We start from the raw sequence: 21883 nt of genomic DNA, 5'->3' as shown, positions 1-21883 counted from the left end.
AGGGGCGGGGACGGTGACGGGCGGGCCCGGCGCGGCTGGCAGGATCGGCGGGGTACCCGTATCGAAGGAGGCCCCCGCTGAGCAGCAAGCACCCCGCCGCCGTGCTCTTCGACATGGACGGCACGCTGGTCGACAGCGAGAAACTGTGGGACGTCGCGTTGCAGGAACTGGCCGCCGTGTACGGCGGTGTCCTGTCCGACGACGCCCGCCGCGCGATCGTCGGCACCGGGATGGCCGACGCGATGCGGATCGTGCACGACGACCTGGGCCAGCCGGAGCGGGACGTGCAGGAAAGCGCCGACTGGATCAGCGCCCGGATCCTGGAGCTGTTCCGCACCGGGCTGCAGTGGCGTCCGGGCGCGCTGGCGCTGCTGCGGGCGGTACGCGACGCCGGCATCCCCACCGCGCTGGTCACCTCCAGCGGCCGGTCCCTGGTCGAGGTGGCCCTGGACACGCTGGGCCGGGACAGCTTCGACGCGGTGGTCTGCGGCGACGAGGTGGACGCGGCCAAGCCGCACCCGGAGCCGTACCTGACCGCCGCGCGTCTGCTGGGCGTACCGGTCGAGCGGTGCGTGGCGATCGAGGACTCACCGACCGGAGTGGCGAGCGCGCTGGCAGCCGGTGCGGCGGTGCTGGCCGTTCCGGCCGAGGTGCCGCTGGCGCCCGCCGACGGCGTACACCAGATGGAGAGCCTGCTCGGGGCGGACCTGGAGCTGCTCGCGGCGCTGCTCAACCGTTAGGAAGGGCCCCTTCTTATGCACGAGGCGTTAAGAAGGGGCCCTTCCTTTCACGTCAGTCGTGGGCGATGGCGCCCAGGACGTTGATCCGCGCGGCGCGGATCGCCGGCAGCACCGCCGCGACCACGCCGATGATCGCGGCCAGGATCAGGAACGTCACCATCTGACCCCACGGCAGGATCAGGTCGGTGATGCCCTCGTCCTTGAGCGCCTCCACCACCGCCGCGCCGAGACCGGTGCCGACCACCACGCCGAGCAGCGCGCCGAAGATCGAGATCACCACCGCCTCGACCGTGATCATGCGCATGGTCTGGGCGCGACGCAGGCCGATCGCCCGCAGCAGACCCAGCTCCCGGGTGCGTTCCAGCACCGACAGCGCGAGCGTGTTGATGATGCCCAGCACCGCGATCACGATGGCCAGCGCCAGCAGGATCTGGATCATCTGGAGCAGGGAGTCCAGCTGACCGGTCTGCTGCTCGATGAACCCGGCCCGGTCGGCCACCGACACCTCGGGGCTGTCCGCCAGCAGCCGCTCGATCTGCGGCTGCACCGCGTCCACCGACGTGCCGGGGGCGAGCTGCAGGAAACCCTGGATCGGCTGCGGGATGGCGAAGTCCGCCGTTGCCTGCGGCGGCAGCGTCACCGGGTTGGTCAGCTGTGAACTCTCGTAGATGCCGCTGACCGTGTAGGTGCGGGCGTCGCCACGGGACAGCTGCACCGGCACCGTCGAACCGACGCTGAGGTTGCGTGCCTTCGCGGTGTCCGAGCTGACCAGCATCTGGTCCGGCGCCAGCTTGCTGATGTCACCGGCGGCGGCCTTCGCCCCGAAGATCTGCTGCAGCGCGGCCACGTTGCTCGACACGGCCACCCAGGTCCGCTCGCCGCCGACCACTGCCATGTCGCCGTACTCGCCGTCGACCATCTGCACGCCCGGGATCGCCGCGGCCTTCTCCAGGACCGCCGGGTCGAAGCTCGCCGGACGCGGCCCGGACGTGGACCCGGAGATCACCAGCTCCGCCTTGATGGTGTCCTCGGCCAGCGCGCCGATGCTGCCCTTGGCCGAGTCCAGGATCACCGTCACGCCGGTGACCAGGGCGATGCCCACCATCAGCGCGGCGGCCGTGATCGCGGTACGGCGCGGGTTGCGGCCCGAGTTGAGCCGGCCCAGCTTGCCCGGCACCGACCAGGAGAACATCGCGCCGAGCAGCGAGACCACCGGCCGGCTGATGATCGGGGTCAGCAGCGCCACCCCGATGAACGCGAACAGCACGCCGCCGAGGATGGTCGCCAGGGTGCTGTCGCCGGCGTGCCCGCCGAGACCGAGGAACAGCAGCACCGCGCCGATGCCGGTGACCACGGCACCGCCGATGGTGACCTTGGTCAGCGGCCGGTCCGGCGTGGCCACGTCCTGCATCGCGGCGATCGGCGGGATGCGCGAGGCGCGCAGCGCCGGCAGCAGCGCGGCGACCACAGTGATGAGCATGCCGACCGCGAACGCGCCGATCACCGCCGAGGCGGGCACGCCCAGCCCGGCCAGGGTGAGACCCCCGGCGAGCTGACCGAACAGGTACGCCAGCAGCGCGCCCACGCCGATGCCGGCGGCGAGCCCCAGCACCGAGGCGATCAGGCCGACCGCGAGTGCCTCCAGCACCACCGAGCCGATGACCTGCTTGCCGCTGGCCCCGATCGCGCGCATCAGGGCCAGCTCACGGGTGCGCTGCGCCACGATGATCGAGAACGTGTTGAGGATCAGGAACGTGCCGACCAGCAGCGCCACCGCGGCGAACCCGAGGAGGATCTTGTTGAAGAACGACAGCCCTTCCTTGAGGCCGGCCGAGGCGTCGGCGGCGAGCTGCTCGCCGGTCTTGACCTGGTAGTCGGCGCCCAGCGTGCGGGCCAGCTCGTCGCGCAGCGCGGCCGGCGTGGTGCCGTCGGCGGCCTGGACGCTGATGTTGCTGAACACGTCCGGCTTGCCCAGCATCAGCTGCTGCGCCACCGGGGTCGTGAAGTAGACCTCGTTCGCGCCACCGATCGAGTCCCGGCCGCCGCTGTAGCCGAACACGCCGACGAGCGTGAACTCCTTCTTCGGGGCGAGGGTCAGCACGCCGACCCGGTCGCCGACCTTGACCTTGCCCGCCTCGGCCAGCGCGGCGTTGATCACGATCTCGTCGTCGGCCTGCGGGCCGCGGCCCTCGCGCAGCTCCAGCAGGTCGCTCTCACCGAGCCAGTTCTGGCCCAGCTGCGGCGGGCCGAACGAGGTGACCACCTTGCCGTTGCTGCCGATCATCCGGGCGCCCTCGGCGGCCACCACGCCCTCGGCGTCGGCGACGCCGGGCACCGCCTTGACCCGGTCCAGCACCGACGCCGGCATCGGGGTGCTCAGCGGCATCCCCTCCGCCGTGGAGACGTCGATCTTCGGCTTGGCCTCGACGCTCACGTCGACCTCGGCGTACGCGTCGGCGAAGACCGCGTCGAAGGAACGCCCGAGCGTGTCGGTGAGCACGAACGCGCCGGAGACGAACATGACGCCGAGCACCACCGCCAGCCCGGACAGCAGCAGGCGCAGCTTGCGCGCCAGCAGGCTCTTGAGCGTTGCCCGCAGCATCAGTTGCCCACCTCGACCGGGGCGTCCAGCTTCTTCATCGTGTCCAGCACCGTCTCGGCGGTCGGCTCGATCAACTCCGAGACGATCTGCCCGTCGGCGAGGAAGACCACCCGGTCGGCGTACGCGGCGGCGGTCGGGTCGTGCGTGACCATGACGATGGTCTGGCCGTGCTCGCGTACCGAGTTGCGCAGGAACTTCAGCACCTCGGCGCCGGAGCGGGAGTCCAGGTTGCCGGTCGGCTCGTCCGCGAAGATCACCTCGGGGCGGGCCACGAGCGCCCGGGCGCACGCCACGCGCTGCTGCTGGCCACCGGAGAGCTGCGCCGGGCGGTGCCCGAGCCGCTCCCGCAGGCCGACCGTGTCGATCACGACGTCGTACCAGGCCGGGTCGGGCTTGCGCCCGGCGATCGACAGCGGCAGCAGGATGTTCTCCTGCGCGGTGAGCGTCGGCAGCAGGTTGAACTGCTGGAAGATGAAGCCGACCTTGTCCCGGCGCAGCTTCGTCAGACCGGCGTCGTTGAGACCGGTCACAGTGGTGTCGCCGATCATCACGGTGCCCTTGGTCACCGTGTCCAGACCCGCGAGGCAGTGCATCAGTGTGGACTTCCCGGAACCCGACGGCCCCATGATCGCGGTGAACCGGCCGCGCTCGAACTCGGCGCTCACCCCCCGTAGCGCGGCGACCTGCGCCTCGCCGCTGCCGTACACCTTCCACACATCGTTCGCCCGGGCCGCGGCCTGCTCTTGGCCTACCGTCGCGGTCACGTCATGTACCTCTTCCGTCTGTCGTTCTCAATGCCGCACCGCCCCCGCTGGTCGGTGCGGCGGAATCCATCCTCGGGGTCGCGAGCCCGAAAGCCCTCCGACCTGGGGTGGAATCCGTGCCGATCTTCCGGTGAGGGTCGACCCCCATCCGGGCTCAGGGTGACCCCTGACCGGCAGGCGACGCCGACGCTAGAGCCTCACCCGGCGTGATGGTCAACACATCAGCCCCGCCGCTGGTCACGGTAGGTGACCCGGGCCACCTCACCGCCCCGGACGAACCAGACCCGTCTCGTACGCGAGCACGACCGCCTGGACCCGGTCGCGCAACCGTAGCTTCGTCAGCACATGCCCGACATGGGTTTTCACAGTCGTCTCGCTGACCGACAGCACCCGGGCGATCTCCGCGTTGGACAGACCGCGCGCCATGTGGGTGAGCACTTCCCGCTCCCGGTCGGTGAGCGGATCAAGCGCCCGCGCCGGCGCTGCGGCCGGATCGGGCAGCAGCTCGGCGAAGCGGTCCAGCAGCCGGCGCAGGATGCGCGGGGACATCGCCGCGTCCCCGGCCGCCACCGTGCGGATCGCCGCGACCAGGTCCTCGGCCGGCACATCCTTGGTCAGGAACCCGCTGGCGCCGGCCCGCAGCGCCCCGACGACGTGTTCGTCCTGCTCGAACGTGGTGAGCACCAGCACCCGAACCGGTAGCCGCGCGGACACGATCGCGCGCGTCGCGGTCACCCCGTCCATCCGCGGCATCCGGATGTCCATCAGCACCACGTCGGGCAGCAGCCGCCGCGCCAGGTCCACCGCCTCCGCGCCGTCGCCGGCCTCACCCACCACGTCCAGGTCGTCCTCCGCGCCCAGTACCATCCGGAATCCGGTACGCAGCAGCGGCTGGTCGTCGGCGAGCAGAACCCGCACCGGCCGGGACACGGCCCCGTCGGTCATGCGTCCCCCTCGTCGTCCGGGCGGCGGTCCGGCCGGGACCCGTCGGCGCCGGCACGCGCGCGATCCGCCCGGCGTGAGCCGGGCCGCGGTAACCACCGTAGAGGTCACCGGTCGCGCGGTCGCCGATCAGGCCGCCCCGATCCCGCAGGTTGGCCGGGCTCCGCGCGCTCAGGCCCGCGCGGGATCGCAGGCGCTCTGCGCGCCGGGTCCGCGCGGATCGTGGGCGGTCTGTGTGCCGGGCTCGCGGGCGCTCCACGGTGGCCCGGCACCGCGATCGTCCGTGGGACGATCCGATACCCGATTCGTCCCACGGCGATCCGGCGCCGGATTCACCCGGCCCGGGGAGCGCCGCGCGCCGCGCTCGGCGAACCCGTCCCGGCTGGTGGTGCACGCCCGCCCGCATGATCGACTCCACTGCGCCGAGGTGGTTGCATCGCACCCCCGCCGACCCCGCCACCTCGCCGAAGTGGTGCGCGTACCCGGTCATCCCCGACCGGAAGGGCCGGCGGCGGGGGCGGGCGGTCAGTTCTACCACCACCGAGCAGGCCACCGCGGTGTGGTCGGTCCCCTCCACGGCGCTCTGCCCGCCTCGGGCGGGAACGGAGGTTACTCGTCGGCGCCGGGCGCCACCGGGCGGGAGCGGGCGTCCACCAGCGGGTCGGGCGCGGCGGCGGCCACCGGGAACGGCGGCGGCGTGCCGCCGTAGCTCGGGCACAGCGCCTGGTGGCTGCACCAGTCGCACAGGCGGCTCGGGCGGGGCCGGAAGTCCTGCCGGGCGGTGGCCTGCTCGATCGCCCGCCACAGCGCCACCACTGTGCGCTCGAAGCGCACCAGCTCGTCGGCGTCGGGGGCGTAGTCGCAGACCTCGGCGTCCTTGAGGTAGAGCAGGCGCAGCACCCGCGGCACCACGCCCCGGGTGCGCCACAGCACCAGGGCGTAGAACTTGAGCTGGAACAGCGCCCGCGCCTCGAACGCCTCGCGCGGCGCGCCGCCGGTCTTGTAGTCGACCACTCGCAGCGCGCCGTCGGGCGCCACGTCGAGCCGGTCGAGATAACCCCGGATGAGCAGTTCGTCGTCCACCACCGCGGAGATCAGCGCCTCGCGCTCGGCCGGCTCCAAGCGGCGTGGGTCCTCCACCGCGAAGTAGCCGTCCAGCAGCGCCGTCGCCGACCGGAGGAACTCCTGCGGACCGGCGGTGTCGCCGTCGGCGAACAGCGAGGCCAGCTCCGGCTCCTCGGTGACCAGCCGGTCCCACTGCGGCGCGACCAGATCACCGGCCGACTCCGGGGTGCGCGCGGCGGCCGGAAGGTCGAACAGCCGCTCCAGCACGGCGTGCACGAGCGTGCCCCGGGCCTGCTCGACAGTCGGCCGCTCGGGCAGCCGGTCGATGCTGCGGAACCGGTAGAGCAGCGGGCAGGTCTTGAAGTCGGCCGCCCGGGACGGCGACAGCGACGCCCGCACCGTGACCGGCGCCGGTGCCGTCTGGTCGCCGTGGCTGTCGATCATCGGTTCCGCCGTCATGCCCGGAAGGTTAGGCCACGCCTGTGACACCGCCACCGTCGCCGCACCGGAGCATGATCGGATCTCCCTCTCAGTGACCGCGGCGGCCCGCCGCGCACGCTCACGTAGCATCGGGCCGGTGCAGCAGCGGAGCCGAGGATCCCGCCGGCCGGGGCTCAGCCTCGGCCGGGTGCTCGGGGTGCCGCTGCGCGTCGACGCCTCGATGCTGCTGCTCACCGTCGTCGTCACGGTGCTGTACGCGGCGCTGGCCCGCCGCCAGCTCGACCTCGGCCCGCTCGGCGGCTACCTGGTCGGGTTCGGCTTCGTGGTCTCGCTGCTCGGCTCGGTGCTGCTGCACGAGCTGGGGCACGCGCTGACCGCCCGCCGCTACGGCATCGGTGTGCGCGGGATCACGCTGGAACTGCTCGGCGGGTACACCGAGATGGACCGCGACGCACCCACGCCGCGGATCGAGCTGCTGATCTCGCTGGCCGGGCCGGCCGTGTCCGCCGTACTCGGCGCCGGCGCGGTCGCCGCCACCCTCGCGTTGCCCGCCGGCACTCTCGGCCACCAGCTCGCCTTCCAGCTCGCGGTCAGCAACGTCGTGGTGGCGATCTTCAACAGCCTGCCCGGTCTGCCGCTGGACGGCGGGCGGGCGCTGCGCGCCGCGGTGTGGGCGCTCACCCGCGACCGGCACCGCGGCACCGAGGTGGCCGGCTGGGTCGGCCGGGCCGTCGCGCTGGGCACGCTGGCGCTGGTCGTGGTGCTCACCATGCGCCGGGCGCTGGCCCCGCTGGCCCTGCCGCTGCTGCTGCTCGTCGCGCTGACGCTGTGGCGCGGCGCCGGCCAGTCCATCCGGCTGGCCCGTATCGGCCGGCGCCTGCACCTGGTCGACCTGGCCCGGCTGGCCCGCCCGCTGCTGCCGGTGCCCACCGGCACGCCGCTGGCCGAGGCCCAGCGCCGCCGCGACGAGGTGGCCACCCCGCACGCGGCGCTGGGCGTCGTCGACTCCGCCGGCCGTACCGTCGCCGTGGTCGACCCGGCGCGCGCCGCCGCCGTACCCCCGGAACGGAGGCCGTGGGTCGCGGTGGACGAGGTGGCCCGCGACCTGTCCGCGGTGCCGGCCCTGCCGGTCGGCGCGGACGGCGAGCGGGTCCTGGAGACCGTACGCACCCACCCGGGCGCGCAGTACGTCGTGACGGCAGGCGAAGATGTGGTCGGCGTGCTGCACATCGCGGATCTCGCCCAGCTCCTGGAACCCAAACGGAAGACGAACACGTGACCGTAGAGATCTCCACCGTCCCGGCGTTGCCCCCGGTCCACCGCGGGCCGTTCCGGCCGGGCGACCGGGTCCAGCTGACCGACCCCAAGGGCCGGATGCACACCGTGACGCTGGAGCCCGGCAAGGAGTTCCACACCCACCGGGGGATCCTCAAGCACGACACCCTGATCGGCCTGCCCGACGGCAGCGTGGTCACCACCGCCGGGGGCGGCACCGCGTTCCTGGCGCTGCGGCCGCTGCTGTCGGACTACGTGCTCTCCATGCCGCGCGGAGCCCAGGTGATCTACCCGAAGGACTCGGCGCAGATCGTCGCCATGGGCGACATCTTCCCCGGCGCCAAGGTGCTGGAGGCCGGCGCCGGGTCCGGCGCGCTGTCCTGCTCGCTGCTGCGGGCCGTCGGCACCGAGGGCGAGCTGCACTCGTTCGAGCTGCGCGACGACTTCGCCCAGATCGCCCGCCGCAACGTGGAGGCGTTCTTCAACGGCCCGCACCCGGCCTGGAACCTGCACGTCGGCGACGTCGCCGACTGCGCCGAGACCGGTTTCGACCGCATCATCCTGGACATGCTGACCCCGTGGGAGATGCTCGACATGGTCGAGCGGGCGCTGGTGCCCGGCGGCGTGCTGATCGGCTACGTGGCCACCACGCCGCAGCTGTCCGAGCTGGTCGAGGCGCTGCGCGAGCGTGGCGGCTGGACCGAGCCGCGCGCCTGGGAGTCGCTGGTGCGCGACTGGCACGCCGAAGGGCTGGCGGTCCGCCCGGACCACCGGATGATCGCCCACACCGCGTTCCTGGTCTCCGCCCGCAAGCTCGCCCCCGGGGTCACCGCGCCGCCGCGCCGCCGAAAGCCCAGCAAGGGCGCCGAGGCGTACGCGCAGCGCCGCGACGCCCTGCGCGCCGCCGCCGCGGCCCGCGCGGAGCAGGAGCCGCAGGAGTCCTGACCCCCGACGCGCGGGCGCGCGCGTACGGGCGGATCATGTGTGCCGGTGGGCACGACACCTGAGCGGGTGGAGACGGTGGCATGAGCGAGCGGATCGGGGCGCGCGTCGGGCGGCGCGCCCGTGCCGGTGACCTGGACCGGTGGCAGCACGGCGGCGCGGCCCGGTGGGAGGCGGCGTGAGCAACCCCGGTTACGGCAACGGTGACCTGCCCGCCGTCTTCCCGGACTGGTCGCCCTACACCGACCTGGAGTCGGCCGCCCGCGCGTACCTGCGCGACCCGGACATCGCGCTGGAGGCGCTCGACGGCGTGCTGCGCGGCGCCTCCGTGCTCGGCTTCACGCTGGAACGGTTCGTCAACGAGGTGAACGGCGTGTGGCAGGAGGTCGTCGTCTGCGACGGCAGCCGGCTGGTGCTCTGGCACGGCGAGGACGTGCCACCGGGGGAGGGGCCGCCCGGCGCGATGACCTCGTCGCTGCGGGTGGTGCCGCTGTCCACCGTCACCGAGGTCGGCTGCCGGCGGCGGCTCATGCGGGCCGAGAACGGCACCGTACGGGTCGACAGCATCGACGTGTACCTGCTGCTCAGCTCCCTGGACGAGGCGCCGCCCAGCGACGAGGTGGCGGGCGCGCCCCGGCACGACGCGCTGCGTTTCGGCAAGACCCTCGACGACGGCGGGGCGGGGCAGATCGCCCGGCTGGAGGAGTTCGCCCGGCTGGTCGCCTCGGTGGTCGGCCGGCCCCTGCTCTGAGGCGGACGAACGGCGGGCCGGGGACGTGTGGTCCCCGGCCCGCCGTGCAGCTGTCCGGGCCTCAGTCGTCGGCCTCCGGGCCGGCCACCTCCACGCCGTCGCTGCCGCGCACCACGTGGATGCACTCGCCCGGGCACTCCTTCGCCGAGTCGATCACCTCGAGGCGCAGGTGCTCCGGCACGTCCACCCGGGCGCCGGGGGCCTGCCGCAGCTCGCCGTCGGGGCCCTTGACGTACGCCAGGCCGTCGACGTCGAACTCGAAGACCTCCGGCGCGTACTGCACGCAGAGCCCGTCACCGGTGCAGAGGTCCTGGTCGACCCAGACCTGCAACTGGTCGGTCGCGACGTCGGTCACGAAGCACCCCCCATGTTCTCCCGTCCCACGCTCCGACGGTACCCGAACGCCCGTACCCACCCCGCGACCAGCCCTTCGCGATCAAGCTTCGGTGACGAGCGCGTTGCTGTGGACCGAATCGGGCTCATAGCGGCTAGTGTTAGGTCAGAACGTTCAAGCCCCCCGGGGAGGTGGGACGTGGCACGCAGCGACGACGCGGACTCGCGCGCCGCACGGTGGGAAAAGGAAGCCCACGATCTCTCCACGCAGGTCGCGTTCCTGCAAGAGGAACTCGCTCTGGTGCGGCGCAAGTTGACCGAAAGCCCTCGACACGTCCGGCAGCTCGAAGAGCGGCTGGCGGCCACCCAGGCCCAGTTGGCGCGGCTGACCGAGAACAACGAACGGCTCGTGAGCACCCTCAAGGAGGCTCGCGCGCAGATCGTGACGCTCAAGGAGGAGATCGACCGGCTCGCCCAGCCACCGAGTGGCTACGGCGTCTTCCTGGCCAAGCACGACGACGGCACGGTGGACGTGTTCACCGGCGGGCGCAAGCTCCGGGTGGCGGTCTCGCCGTCGCTGGAGGCCGACGAGCTGCGCCGTGGCCAGGAGGTCCTGCTCAACGACGCGCTCAACATCGTCGACGCGTTCGGTTTCGAGCGGGTCGGCGAGGTCGTGATGCTCAAGGAGATCCTGGCGGGCCCGGACGGCGCGCCGGGTGACCGGGCGCTCGTGGTGTCGCACTCCGACGAGGAGCGGATCGTGCACCTCGCCGAGACCCTGATCGGCAGCGCGATCCGGGCCGGCGACTCGCTCATGATCGAGCCCCGCTCGGCGTACGCCTACGAGCGGATCCCGAAGAGCGAGGTCGAGGAACTGGTCCTGGAGGAGGTGCCCGACGTCAACTACGAGGACATCGGTGGCCTCCAGGCGCAGATCGAGCAGATCCGCGACGCGGTGGAGCTGCCCTTCCTGCACTCCGACCTGTTCCGTGAGCACCAGCTCCGGCCGCCGAAGGGCATCCTGCTCTACGGTCCGCCCGGCTGCGGTAAGACGCTGATCGCCAAGGCGGTGGCCAACTCGCTGGCCAAGAAGATCGCCGAGCGGGAGGGCAAGGAGCGGCACACCAGCTTCTTCCTCAACATCAAGGGCCCGGAGCTGCTCAACAAGTACGTCGGCGAGACCGAGCGGCACATCCGGCTGATCTTCCAGCGGGCACGGGAGAAGGCCGGTGAGGGCACTCCGGTGATCGTGTTCTTCGACGAGATGGACTCCGTGTTCCGCACCCGCGGCTCCGGCGTCTCCTCGGACGTGGAGAACACCATCGTCCCGCAGCTGCTCAGCGAGATCGACGGCGTGGAGGGCCTGGAGAACGTCATCGTCATCGGCGCCTCCAACCGGGAAGACATGATCGACCCGGCGATCCTGCGTCCCGGCCGGCTCGACGTGAAGATCAAGATCGAGCGGCCGGACGCCGAGGCGGCGAAGGACATCTTCTCCAAGTACATCCTCGCCGGCCTGCCGCTGCACGCCGACGACCTGGCCGAACACGGCGGCGACGCCCAGGCCACCGTCGCGGCGATGATCGACGCGGTGGTCCTGCGGATGTACTCCGAGACCGAGGAGAACCGCTTCCTCGAGGTCACCTACGCCAACGGCGACAAGGAAGTCCTCTACTTCAAGGACTTCAACTCCGGCGCGATGATCCAGAACATCGTCGACCGGGGCAAGAAGATGGCCATCAAGGAGTTCCTCACCTCCGGCCGCAAGGGGCTGCGCCTGCAGCACCTGCTCGACGCCTGCGTCGACGAGTTCCGGGAGAACGAGGACCTGCCCAACACCACCAACCCCGACGACTGGGCCCGCATCTCCGGCAAGAAGGGCGAGCGGATCGTCTACATCCGCACGCTCGTCTCCGGCGGCAAGGGCGCCGAGGCCGGACGGTCCATCGAGACCGCCAGCAACACCGGCCAGTACCTGTAGTCCGACCCTGCGACGAAGGCCCGTGGCGCACCCGCCACGGGCCTTCGCGCGTACGCAGGGAAGCCGCCACACCGGACCCGGCGCTGCCGCCACGCCCCCTCGGCGCGTCACGCCGACTACGCTCGACATGACGGGGACCGGGACGGCGAGCGGGAGCGGGCAGGTCGATGAGCGTCAGAAGGATCATGGGCACCGAGGTCGAGTACGGCATCTCCGTGCCCGGTCAGGCCGGAGCCAACCCGATGGTCACCTCCTCCCAGGTGGTAAACGCCTACGGGGCGCGGCCGGAACTCAACCGGGGCGGCCGGGCCCGCTGGGACTACGAGGAGGAGTCGCCACTGCGCGACGCGCGCGGGTTCACCTACTCCGGCGCCGCGTACGACCCGGCCGAGGCGCTCGCCGACGAGGACCTCGGCCTCGCCAACGTCATACTCACCAACGGCGCGCGGCTCTACGTCGACCACGCCCACCCGGAATACTCCACGCCCGAGGTGACCAACCCCCTCGACGTGGTCCGGTGGGACAAGGCGGGGGAGCGGGTGATGGCCGAGGCGGCCCGGCGGGCCGCGACCATCCCGGGCACCCAGCCGATCCACCTGTACAAGAACAACACCGACAACAAGGGCGCCAGCTACGGCGCGCACGAGAACTACCTGATGCGCCGGCAGACGCCGTTCGCCGACATCGTGGCGTACCTGACGCCGTTCTTCGTCACCCGGCAGATCGTCTGCGGCGCCGGGCGGGTCGGCATCGGCCAGGACGGCGGCCAGACCGGTTTCCAGATCTCCCAGCGGGCCGACTTCTTCGAGGTCGAGGTGGGGCTGGAGACGACGCTCAAGCGGCCCATCATCAACACCCGCGACGAGCCGCACGCCGACGCCGACAAGTACCGCCGGCTGCACGTCATCATCGGCGACGCCAACCTCTCCGAGATCTCCACGTTCCTCAAGGTCGGCACCACCGCGCTGATCCTCACCATGATCGAGGAGAAGGCGCTCGGCGCGGACCTGGGCATCGCCGACCCGGTGGGGGAGCTGCGCGCGGTCAGCCACGACCCGTCGCTGAAGCACCTGATGCGGATGCGCGACGGCCGCAAGCTCACCGCGCTGGACGTGCAGTGGGCGTACCTGGAACGGGTCAGCTCCTTCGTGGACGACCGCTACGGCAAGGACGTGGACGCGCAGACCGCCGACGTGCTGCGCCGCTGGGAGAGCGTGCTGGACCGGCTCGGCCGCGACGCGTTCGAGTGCGCAGACGAGCTGGACTGGGTGGCGAAGCTGCGGCTGCTGGAGGGCTACCGGGAGCGGGAGAAGCTCGGCTGGGGCTCGCACAAGCTGCAGCTGGTCGACCTGCAGTACTCCGACGTGCGGCCGGAGAAGGGCCTCTACCACCGCCTGGTGCAGCGTGGCTCGATGAAGACGATGCTCAGCGACGAGCAGACCCGCACCGCGATGACCGAGCCGCCGGAGGACACCCGGGCCTACTTCCGGGGCCGCTGCCTGGCGCAGTACGCCTCCGAGGTGGTCGCCGCGAGCTGGGACTCGGTCATCTTTGACGTGGGCCGGGAGTCGCTGGTGCGGGTGCCGATGATGGAACCCGAGCGGGGCACCCGGGCGCACGTCGGTGAGCTGTTCGACCGCTGCGAGAGCGCCAAGGATCTGCTGGAGACGCTCACCGGCGGGTGACCCGGATGCCGGAAGGCCCGTCGGGTGCCGGAACCGGGCGCGCGGCGGGCCTTTCGTCGCTCCCGCGAGGTAAGTTGATCGCAGGCGATCGTGGAGGAGGCACCACCATGGCGACCCAAGAGGGTGGGCAGACCCAGTCCGGCAAGTCCCGCGAGGAGGTCGACGAGGTCACCGCGGAGGCGAACCCCGAGGTGGCCGAGCGGCACGCCGAGATCACCGAGGACGTCGACGACCTGCTCGACGAGATCGACTCCGTCCTGGAGGAGAACGCAGAGGAGTTCGTGAGGGGATACGTACAAAAGGGAGGTCAGTGATCAAATAGGGCTGAAACGGACATGCCGGTTCCCCTTGACGATCAGGATGGCCGACGTCGTTGCCGCGACTGCGGTGACTGGAAGCCGCTCGATGAGTTCTGTGCGAGCAGCAAACGTCCCAGCGGCCGCGGCAGCTACTGCAAGCCCTGCTTCAACGCTCGCTCGAAGGCGAGCTATGCGAAGCGGGTGAAGCAGCGGTACGACCGTGAGGTGAAAACGCCGAGGGAAGTCCCGGACGGCCATCGCTTCTGCGCCGACTGCGGAACCGTCAAGCCCCTAGCCGACTTCCCTCGTAACCGCTCTGACAGCACGGGCTATGCGACCTACTGCAAGCCGTGCCACAACCTCCGGACTCGTGAGACCAAGCAGCGACTCTACGGCGGCAATCGCGAGTACCACCTGCGCCGCCGCTACGGGGTCGGGGAGAAGGAGTTCCAGGAGCTCCTGGCCGAGCAGGGCGGCGTGTGCGCGATCTGTCGGCGCCCCGATCCGGAACATCTGGACCACGATCATCGCACCGGATGGGTGCGCGGGATACTCTGCTTCAACTGCAACGGTGGTCTTGGCCAGTTCAAGGACAACGCCGACGTCCTGGCCAGGGCGATCACGTACCTGAGAGGAACCACGTGGCAGCGGGTTTTGATCCATCCGGGCGTCTTCCAGATGTGTTCACCAACGCGGGGACGTCCTCCTTCACAGCGTTCCTGAGCAAGGTGGCCCCCGAGATGCTGCCCGGCCGTCGGCCGCTGCCGCCCGGCATGGCCGCCGACATGGCGCCGCACGCGACCACCATCGTGGCCATCTCGGCCGCCGGTGGCGTGGTCATGGCCGGCGACCGGCGCGCCACGATGGGCAACCTGATCGCCCAGCGCGACATCGAGAAGGTGCACCCGGCCGACGCGTACTCGCTGGTCGGCATCGCGGGCACCGCGGGCATCGGCATCGAGCTGATGCGACTGTTCCAGGTGGAGCTGGAGCACTACGAGAAGATCGAGGGCGCGATGCTCTCGCTCGACGGCAAGGCCAACCGGCTCGCCTCGATGATCCGCGGCAACCTGGGCGCGGCCATGCAGGGCCTGGCCGTGGTCCCGCTGTTCGCCGGCTTCGACCTGGCGGCGAGCGACCCGGCGCGGGCCGGGCGGATCTTCAGCTTCGACGTGACCGGCGGCCCGTACGAGGAGACCGGCTACGACGCGATCGGCTCCGGCTCGCTGTTCGCCAAGTCGGCGCTGAAGAAGCGGTTCCGGACCGGCCTGTCGGTCGAGGACGCGACGCGGCTGGCGGTCGAGGCGCTCTACGACGCGGCGGACGACGACACCGCCACCGGCGGTCCGGACCTGACCCGGCGGATCTACCCGGTCGTGATGACCGCTACCGCCGAGGGCACGCACCGGCTCACCGACGCCGAGACGGCGGCGATCGCGGAGAGCGTGGTGGCCGGCCGGATGGAGAACCCCGGCGGCTGAGGCCGATCCCACCGTCCACCGAGTCAGCAGTCCCGCAGAAGGAGAACCGCCGCCGTGGCCATGCAGTTCTACGCCTCGCCCGAGCAGATCATGCGCGACCGCTCCGAGCTGGCCCGCAAGGGCATCGCCCGGGGCCGCAGCGCGGTGGTCCTGAGCTACGCCGGCGGGGTGCTCTTCGTCGCCGAGAACCTGTCCAGCACGCTGCACAAGGTCAGCGAGATCTACGACCGGATCGGCTTCGCCGCCGTCGGCCGGTACAACGAGTTCGAGAACCTGCGTCGCGCGGGCGTGCGGATGGCCGACCTCAACGGCCTGAGCTACGACCGGCGGGACGTGACCGGCCTGGCCCTGGCGAACGCGTACGCGCAGACGCTGGGCGCGATCTTCACCGAGCAGTCGAAGCCGTTCGAGGTGGAGATCTGCGTGGCCGAGGTGGGCGCCACGCCCGAGGACGACTCCCTCTACCGGGTGACCTACGACGGTTCGGTGAACGACGAGCCGGGCCGGATGGCGATGGGCGGCCAGGCCGAGGCGATCAGCGGGGTGCTGAAGAACGAGCACCGGCCGGAGATGTCGCTGTCGGAGGCGGTCCGCGCCGCCATGAAGGCGCTGAGCAGCGTCGGCGGCGAGGGCGGCGCGGCCCGCACGATCGCCGCGAACCAGCTGGAGGTTGCGGTCCTGGACCGGCGCCGGGTGGGGCGTACGTTCCGGCGGGTCACCGGCGCGGCGCTGACCGCGCTGCTGGACGGTGACGCGGAGGCCGACACCGCGCCCGCGCCGGGCCGGGCGAAGACGCCGACGGTGCCGACGGAGGAGGCGAAGAAGCCGACCACGTCGGCGGGCTCGGCCGATCTGGAGGGCAACGCGGAGGACAAGCCCGCCGAGTGACACCTACGCGAAAGACCCCGTCGCCGCGTCGCGGTGGCGGGGTCTTTCGCGTACGGGAGGCCGCCGGCTTTGCGGTCCGCGCGGGGAAGATCGCAAGCGGTGAGCGTCGGCGATGCCCATCGGAGGCTCCGGGCGGCTAATGTCTCATCATGGAGCGGCGAATCTTCGGCCTCGAAACCGAGTACGGCGTCACCTGCACCTATCGCGGGCAACGCCGACTGTCCCCCGACGAGGTCGCGCGGTACCTGTTCCGGCGGGTGGTGTCGTGGGGCCGGTCGAGCAACGTGTTCCTACGCAACGGCGCCCGTCTCTATCTGGACGTGGGCTCGCACCCGGAGTACGCGACTCCGGAGTGCGACTCGGTGACCGACCTGGTGGCGCACGACCGGGCCGGTGAGCGGATCCTGGAGGGGCTGCTCGTCGACGCGGAGAAGCGGCTGCACGACGAGGGCATCGCGGGTGAGATCTACCTGTTCAAGAACAACACCGACTCGGCCGGCAACTCGTACGGCTGCCACGAGAACTACCTGGTGTCCCGGCACGGCGAGTTCGGCCGGCTCGCCGACGTGCTCATCCCGTTCCTGGTCACCCGGCAGTTGATCTGCGGCGCGGGCAAGGTGCTGCAGACGCCGCGCGGCGCGGTCTACTGCCTGTCGCAGCGGGCCGAGCACATCTGGGAGGGCGTCTCGTCGGCGACCACCCGCAGCCGGCCGATCATCAACACCCGGGACGAGCCGCACGCGGACGCGGAGCGGTACCGCCGGCTGCACGTGATCGTCGGTGACTCGAACATGAACGAGGTCACCACGCTGCTGAAGGTCGGCACCGCCGACATCGTGCTGCGGATGATCGAGGCGGGCGTGGTGATGCGGGACCTCACGCTGGAGAACCCGATCCGGGCGATCCGCGAGGTGTCGCACGACATCACCGGCCGGCGCAAGGTGCGGCTGGCGGCCGGCAAGGAGGTCTCGGCGCTGGAGATCCAGCAGGAATACCTGGCCAAGGCGACGGAGTTCGTGGAGCGCCGGGGCGGTGACCAGACCGCGAAGCGGGTGGTCGACCTGTGGGGGCGGGTGCTGCGCGCGGTCGAGACCGGCGACCTGGACCCGGTGGCCCGGGAGATCGACTGGGTCACGAAGCTGAAGCTGATCGAGCGGTACCAGCGCAAGCACGACCTGCCGCTGTCGCACCCGCGGGTGGCGCAGATGGATCTGGCGTACCACGACCTGCGGCGTGGGCGCGGCCTGTACGGGCTGCTGGAGCGTCGCCGCGAGGTGGACCGGGTGGCCACGGACCCGGAGATCTTCGAGGCGAAGGAGACGCCGCCGCAGACCACCCGGGCGCGGCTGCGCGGCGAGTTCATCCGGCACGCCCAGGAGAAGCGGCGTGACTTCACGGTGGACTGGGTGCACCTGAAGCTGAACGACCAGGCGCAGCGCACGGTGCTGTGCAAGGACCCGTTCCGGGCCTACGACGAGCGGGTGGAGCGCCTGATCGCCAGCATGTGACCGCCCACGGGCGGCCGGTGCCCGGCACCGGCCGCCCGTGGCACGGGTAGGCTGTCGTCGCGATGAACACTTCCGAATCCGCCGGTCGCCCCGACCGTGAGACGTCCTCCGGCCGCGACGGCGGCGAGAAGCTCAACTGGATCGATCGCCGCCGGGAGAAGATCCGGGCCGAGATCGAGCGCAACCGGCGCGGTGACTACACGGTCCCGACGTGGGTGCTGGCGGCGGCGCTGGTGCTGATCGTCGGCGGGTGGCTGGCGTTGATCCTGCTGCTCGGCTGAGTTCGGCTCAGTTGTACGGCATCCGGGGGAACCAGCCGAAGCCGAACATGGCCGGCACCCGGATGTCCCAGTAGATGACGGTGAAGACGCCGAGCGCGACGAGCAGCGCTCCGGTGACGGCGGCGGCGCGGCGGGGGTCCGCCATCCAGGCGAGGAAGCGTCCGCGGCTGATCGCCACGGCCAGGGCGAAGACGGCCGTGACGAGCAGGATGTTCCCGAGGGACTGCAGCGTGAACGCCAGCGCCCCGTAGAGCGGGTTGCCGGTGTCGACGGCCCAGTGGAACAGCTTGTTGAACATCGGGTAGGGGCGGCCGACGAGGAACCCGCCGACGAGCGCGCCGATGGTGATCACCCGGGCGACGGGCCGGTGCGCGAAGATGTCCGGCACGAGCTTGAGCGCGGCGAGCCCGAGGTAGGTGAGGGCGAGTCCGATGACGCCGAAGACGACCGAGGACTGGATGAGGCGTACCGGGACGGTGCCGACCGTCTCGGTGGACAGCTGGGGCAGCCGGTCGCCGAGCAGGACGCCGATGATGCCGTAGGCGGCCGAGACGACGACCATGCCGAGCGCGAGCCAGCCGACCGGGCGCAGCAGGGCGCGCAGCGCGGACCGGGTGCCGCCGGCGGGGTCGGCGCCGGAGACCTGGCTCATCGGCCCGACCGAGGCCGCCACGGCGATGTTGCAGGCGGTGAAGGTGCCGGCGAAGCCGGAGACGAAGGCGAAGAGCATCCCGGCGACGGCGCCGGTGATGGCGGTCTCCTTGGCGTCGTGGCCGAGCACGGTGTTGGCGACGTTGTCGCCGATGACCTTGTCGACGAGCTCGAAGGACCACAGGACGGCCAGCAGCACGCCGGCCGCCGCGCTGATCAGGGCGAGTCGGAGGGGATGCGGCGGGCGGTGGGTGGAGATCCCGGCGTCGGGGGCCGCGTTCGGGAGTTGTCGCAGTGCCATGGGGGGTCGCCTCCTAACGGCGGCCAGCCGCGTTTCCCGCGCGGCTGCCTGGCGCGGACGGCGGTGACGGGATGGCCGGAGTCGATTTCCCGGACAGTATGGGGAGGCCGCGCAGGGCCCTGGTTCTTCGATCATGCTGACCTGTCTCCGGTGTCTGGCCCGGGCGGCGGGGGTGGCGGCACTCTGGACGGCGGGCCGCCGGCGTGACCGGGCCGGCACGGACAGGGGAGCGTGACGTCATCGCACACATCGATCTCGGGCTGGACGAGAAGGCCTATCCGGGCATCCAGGGGCCGCTGCGGTTCCGTCCGGAGACGGCGAAGCCGCTGGGCGAGCTGGCGGAGGTGCTGTTGCGCGCTCCGCATCCGACCTTGACGCCGGGGGAGCGGGAGCTGATCGCGGCGTACGTCTCCGGCCTCAACGACTGCGACTTCTGCTGTTCGTCACACGCGGCGTTCGCCGCCGCGCAGCTGCCCACGGGGATGGAGTTCGTCGACCGGGTGCGCGCGGACGTGGCGACCGCGCCGGTCGGCGCGAAGCTGCGGGCGCTGCTGCACATCGCCGCCGCGGTCCGGCGCAGCGGCCGGGAGGTCACCACCGAGCTGGTGGAGGCGGCCCGCGCGGCGGGCGCCACCGACCTGGAGATCCACGACACGGTGCTGATCGCGGCGGCGTTCTGCATGTTCAACCGCTACGTCGACGGGCTGGGCACGTGGACGCCGCAGGATCCCGAGGTGTTCGCGCGGGCCGCAGACCACCTGGTCGCGAACGGCTATCTGGCGATCTGAGGGCGGCGGGGCTCAGCCCAGCAGGCGGGCCGCGTGGCGGCCGGCGGCAGCGGCGGCCAGGAAGTAGGCGTGGTCGGCGTCCAGGCCCCGGCCCATCGTGGACAGGCCGACCGGGCCGGCCCGCAGCGCCGCGTCGAGGCCGTCGGTGGGCACTGTGACGATCGTGTGCCGGTCGGCCAGCGGCGCGAGCGCCGCGGCGACCTCCGCGGCCAGGGCGGGGTCGAGGCCGTCCGGCACCACCAGCTCCGCGGGGGCCAGCGCGACCCGGCCGTACGCGGTCAGGCTGTGGTGGGAGACGCCACGGTGCCGGGGCCGGGCGTCGGCGTCGGAGATGCGCAGCGAGCCGACCGGGCGCCCGCCCAGCGTGGCGACCGCGTTGACGGCTTCGCCGACGGCGACGCCGGAGAAGCCCCAGCGGGTTCCGGTGCCGAGGTTGCCGGGGCCCTGGGCGACGATCGTCAGGTCCGCGCCGAGTACGTGCCGGGCGGCGAGCAGGCCGCTGTGCAGTGTGCTCGCCTCCAGGTCGCCGCCGAACGCCTGGCCCACGCTCACCGTGCCCACGAGGTGACCGGCCAGGCCGGCCAGGGTGCGGGAGAACCAGGCGGGCAGCGCCCCGCCGTCGGTGAGCACGTACGCGACCCGGGCGTCGGGCGCGTCGGCGCGTACCCCGGCCAGGATCGCCGGCAGCGCGGAGTGCAGGTCGGCGGTGACCACCGGCATGCCGTCGACCGACTCGGCGGCGGCGAGCAGTTCGTGGTGAGGCGACGCCTCCTCGTCCACGCCCAGCAGGATCGGCTGCAGCGGCGTGTAGCGGGCCTTGACCAGGTGGCCGGCGTCGCGGCTGTCGCCGGCCTGCGGCGGGTCGGCGGGCAGCCGGTCGGGCAGCGCGACGACCAGCGCGTAGCCGCCGGTGCCGAGGCCCATCAGCAGCGCCCCGGCGTTGAGCAGCACCCGGTCGCCGGGCTCGGGCTCGCCGACCAGCGCCGGGTAGGCCAGGGCGCGCATCCGGACGCCGTCGGGCAGGTCGACGTCGAGTTCGACGGCGCCGGACCACCGTCGCCGTACCGCCGTGACCGTGCCGGACCGCCATCGCACCATGCGGTGCACGGTATCGGCCGGGGTGCGGGCGGGCCGGGGGCGGGTCAGGTGTCGCCGTCGAGCGGGCGACCCGTCTCGTCCTGGGTGGTGCGGGCGGGCCGCCCGGCCGTGCGGGAGCGGGTGGGGTCGAGGAAGACGAACGCGATCTCCGGGAAGCGCCCGGTGAGCCGGCGTTCGGCCTCGTCGGCGGCGGCCTCGATGTCGGCGCCGGTGGCGTCGTCGTGGAAGTCGACCTTGGCGGCGACGAGGATGTCGTCGGGGCCGAGGAACATGGTCATCAGCGTGTCGATCCGGTCCACCGTCGGCACGTCCGCGAGCTCCCGTTCGATGCGCCGGTGCAGCCGGTCGGAGACGGAACGGCCGACCAGCAGCGAGATGTTGCTGCGGGCCAGCACGACGGCGACCACGAGCAGCAGCACGCCGATGAGGATCGAGGCGATCCCGTCGTACAGCTCGTCGCCGGTGAGGTGGGACAGGGTGAGCCCGGCGGCGGCGATCAGCAGGCCGACCAGCGCGGCGCTGTCCTCCAGGAAGACCGCCTTGACCGTGGTGTCGGCGGTCAGGCGCAGGTAGCGGCGCGGGGTGGTGCCCCAGCGGCGCGACTCTCCGCGCACCTGCCGCACCGCCCGGGCCAGCGACACCGACTCGATCGCGAACGAGACCGCCAGCACCACGTACGCGACGAGGTACTCGCCGCTGTGCTCGTGCACCAGGATGGTGGTGACGCCGTGGGTGATGGCGAAGCCGGCCCCGGCGACGAAGGTGAACAGCGCGGCGAGGAACGCCCAGACGTAGCTCTCCTTGCCGTACCCGAAGGGGTGCCGGGTGTCGGCGGGCCGCGCGCCCCGGCGCAGCGCCAGATAGAGCAGCACCTCGGTGGTGGTGTCGGCGAGCGAGTGGGCGGCCTCGGAGAGCATCGCCGCGGAGCCGGAGATCAGGCCCGCGACCAGCTTGGCGACGGCGATGGCGAGGTTCGCCGCGCCGGCCACCACGACGGTGCCGACGCTCTCGGTCTTGACCTCCGCTTCCACCATGCGCCCACCCTATGACCGGTCGATGCCCGTCGC

21 protein-coding genes are annotated in these 21883 nt (G+C 71.9%); 13 read left to right on the top strand and 8 right to left on the bottom strand.

The window, feature by feature from the left end; translation table 11 throughout:
• The first annotated feature begins 101 nt into the window (after positions 1 to 101).
• Positions 102 to 740, top strand: a complete 639-nt coding sequence (locus A4R25_RS07570) for an HAD family phosphatase (protein WP_064446106.1) — start codon at positions 102 to 104, stop codon at positions 738 to 740.
• A gap of 52 nt (positions 741 to 792) precedes the next feature.
• Here the strand turns inward: A4R25_RS07570 and A4R25_RS07565 are convergent, their stop codons facing one another.
• The 4 genes from A4R25_RS07565 to A4R25_RS07550 all read right to left on the bottom strand — a co-directional run bounded on the left by A4R25_RS07565 (position 793) and on the right by A4R25_RS07550 (position 6572).
• Positions 793 to 3342, bottom strand: coding sequence for an ABC transporter permease (locus A4R25_RS07565; RefSeq protein ID WP_064446105.1), 2550 nt, complete (start codon positions 3340 to 3342; stop codon positions 793 to 795).
• Positions 3342 to 4106 (bottom strand): ABC transporter ATP-binding protein, encoded by a 765-nt coding sequence (locus tag A4R25_RS07560; protein WP_043324396.1) that lies wholly within the window; start codon positions 4104 to 4106, stop codon positions 3342 to 3344. Before A4R25_RS07560 ends, A4R25_RS07565 begins: the two co-directional genes overlap by 1 nt.
• A gap of 261 nt (positions 4107 to 4367) precedes the next feature.
• A complete protein-coding gene (locus A4R25_RS07555) occupies positions 4368 to 5051 on the bottom strand; it encodes a response regulator transcription factor (RefSeq protein ID WP_064446104.1) in 684 nt (227 codons plus the stop codon).
• A 606-nt stretch (positions 5052 to 5657) separates the two neighbouring features.
• Positions 5658 to 6572, bottom strand: coding sequence for a PD-(D/E)XK nuclease family protein (locus tag A4R25_RS07550; protein ID WP_043324392.1), 915 nt, complete (start codon positions 6570 to 6572; stop codon positions 5658 to 5660).
• Positions 6573 to 6774: 202 nt separating this feature from the next.
• On the opposite strand from A4R25_RS07550, the gene A4R25_RS07545 reads away from it, so the two are divergent.
• The 3 genes from A4R25_RS07545 to A4R25_RS07535 all read left to right on the top strand — a co-directional run bounded on the left by A4R25_RS07545 (position 6775) and on the right by A4R25_RS07535 (position 9522).
• On the top strand, positions 6775 to 7833 hold the full coding sequence (locus tag A4R25_RS07545; RefSeq protein ID WP_231915491.1) for a site-2 protease family protein: 1059 nt from the start codon (positions 6775 to 6777) through the stop codon (positions 7831 to 7833).
• The gene (locus A4R25_RS07540) at positions 7830 to 8774 is read left to right on the top strand and encodes a tRNA (adenine-N1)-methyltransferase (RefSeq protein WP_043324388.1); all 945 of its coding nucleotides are present in this window, start codon (positions 7830 to 7832) and stop codon (positions 8772 to 8774) included. The genes A4R25_RS07545 and A4R25_RS07540 overlap by 4 nt, the downstream gene beginning before the upstream one ends.
• A gap of 175 nt (positions 8775 to 8949) precedes the next feature.
• Complete coding sequence (locus tag A4R25_RS07535) at positions 8950 to 9522, top strand: hypothetical protein (protein WP_043330176.1); 573 nt, start codon at positions 8950 to 8952, stop codon at positions 9520 to 9522.
• 61 nt (positions 9523 to 9583) lie between these two features.
• Here the strand turns inward: A4R25_RS07535 and A4R25_RS07530 are convergent, their stop codons facing one another.
• Positions 9584 to 9877, bottom strand: a complete 294-nt coding sequence (locus tag A4R25_RS07530) for a ferredoxin (protein WP_043324386.1) — start codon at positions 9875 to 9877, stop codon at positions 9584 to 9586.
• Between the two features lie 177 nt (positions 9878 to 10054).
• Between A4R25_RS07530 and arc the strand changes: the two genes are divergently transcribed.
• The 8 genes from arc to A4R25_RS07490 all read left to right on the top strand — a co-directional run bounded on the left by arc (position 10055) and on the right by A4R25_RS07490 (position 17978).
• Entirely contained in the window at positions 10055 to 11836 is a 1782-nt protein-coding gene (gene arc / locus A4R25_RS07525; protein WP_043324384.1) for a proteasome ATPase, read from the top strand.
• A gap of 167 nt (positions 11837 to 12003) precedes the next feature.
• A complete protein-coding gene (dop, locus tag A4R25_RS07520) occupies positions 12004 to 13521 on the top strand; it encodes a depupylase/deamidase Dop (protein ID WP_036344014.1) in 1518 nt (505 codons plus the stop codon).
• Between the two features lie 107 nt (positions 13522 to 13628).
• Positions 13629 to 13835, top strand: a complete 207-nt coding sequence (locus A4R25_RS07515; RefSeq protein WP_030504127.1) for a ubiquitin-like protein Pup — start codon at positions 13629 to 13631, stop codon at positions 13833 to 13835.
• A 21-nt stretch (positions 13836 to 13856) separates the two neighbouring features.
• On the top strand, positions 13857 to 14543 hold the full coding sequence (locus A4R25_RS30480; RefSeq protein WP_197494853.1) for an endonuclease VII domain-containing protein: 687 nt from the start codon (positions 13857 to 13859) through the stop codon (positions 14541 to 14543).
• Entirely contained in the window at positions 14462 to 15301 is an 840-nt protein-coding gene (prcB, locus tag A4R25_RS07505; RefSeq protein WP_030504129.1) for a proteasome subunit beta, read from the top strand. Before A4R25_RS30480 ends, prcB begins: the two co-directional genes overlap by 82 nt.
• A 54-nt stretch (positions 15302 to 15355) precedes the next feature.
• Positions 15356 to 16189: a proteasome subunit alpha gene (gene prcA, locus A4R25_RS07500; RefSeq protein WP_043324381.1), complete on the top strand. Its 834-nt coding sequence runs from the start codon at positions 15356 to 15358 to the stop codon at positions 16187 to 16189.
• Between the two features lie 149 nt (positions 16190 to 16338).
• Complete coding sequence (gene pafA / locus A4R25_RS07495) at positions 16339 to 17697, top strand: Pup--protein ligase (protein ID WP_030504131.1); 1359 nt, start codon at positions 16339 to 16341, stop codon at positions 17695 to 17697.
• 62 nt (positions 17698 to 17759) lie between these two features.
• Complete coding sequence (locus A4R25_RS07490; protein WP_030504132.1) at positions 17760 to 17978, top strand: hypothetical protein; 219 nt, start codon at positions 17760 to 17762, stop codon at positions 17976 to 17978.
• A 7-nt stretch (positions 17979 to 17985) separates the two neighbouring features.
• On the opposite strand, the gene A4R25_RS07485 is transcribed toward A4R25_RS07490, so the two are convergent.
• A complete protein-coding gene (locus A4R25_RS07485) occupies positions 17986 to 18930 on the bottom strand; it encodes a hypothetical protein (protein ID WP_043324379.1) in 945 nt (314 codons plus the stop codon).
• Positions 18931 to 19169: 239 nt separating this feature from the next.
• On the opposite strand from A4R25_RS07485, the gene A4R25_RS07480 reads away from it, so the two are divergent.
• The gene (locus A4R25_RS07480) at positions 19170 to 19718 is read left to right on the top strand and encodes a carboxymuconolactone decarboxylase family protein (protein ID WP_064446506.1); all 549 of its coding nucleotides are present in this window, start codon (positions 19170 to 19172) and stop codon (positions 19716 to 19718) included.
• A gap of 12 nt (positions 19719 to 19730) precedes the next feature.
• Here the strand turns inward: A4R25_RS07480 and A4R25_RS07475 are convergent, their stop codons facing one another.
• Positions 19731 to 20816: a DUF3866 family protein gene (locus tag A4R25_RS07475; RefSeq protein ID WP_043324377.1), complete on the bottom strand. Its 1086-nt coding sequence runs from the start codon at positions 20814 to 20816 to the stop codon at positions 19731 to 19733.
• A 44-nt stretch (positions 20817 to 20860) separates the two neighbouring features.
• On the bottom strand, positions 20861 to 21850 hold the full coding sequence (locus tag A4R25_RS07470; protein WP_064446101.1) for a cation diffusion facilitator family transporter: 990 nt from the start codon (positions 21848 to 21850) through the stop codon (positions 20861 to 20863).
• Between the last annotated feature and the right edge of the window lie 33 nt (positions 21851 to 21883).

It is taken from the genome of Micromonospora sp. NBRC 110037, from assembly GCF_001652995.1.
Classification (GTDB): domain Bacteria; phylum Actinomycetota; class Actinomycetes; order Mycobacteriales; family Micromonosporaceae; genus Micromonospora; species Micromonospora chalcea.
This window is presented reverse-complemented; position numbering and strand designations above follow the sequence as displayed.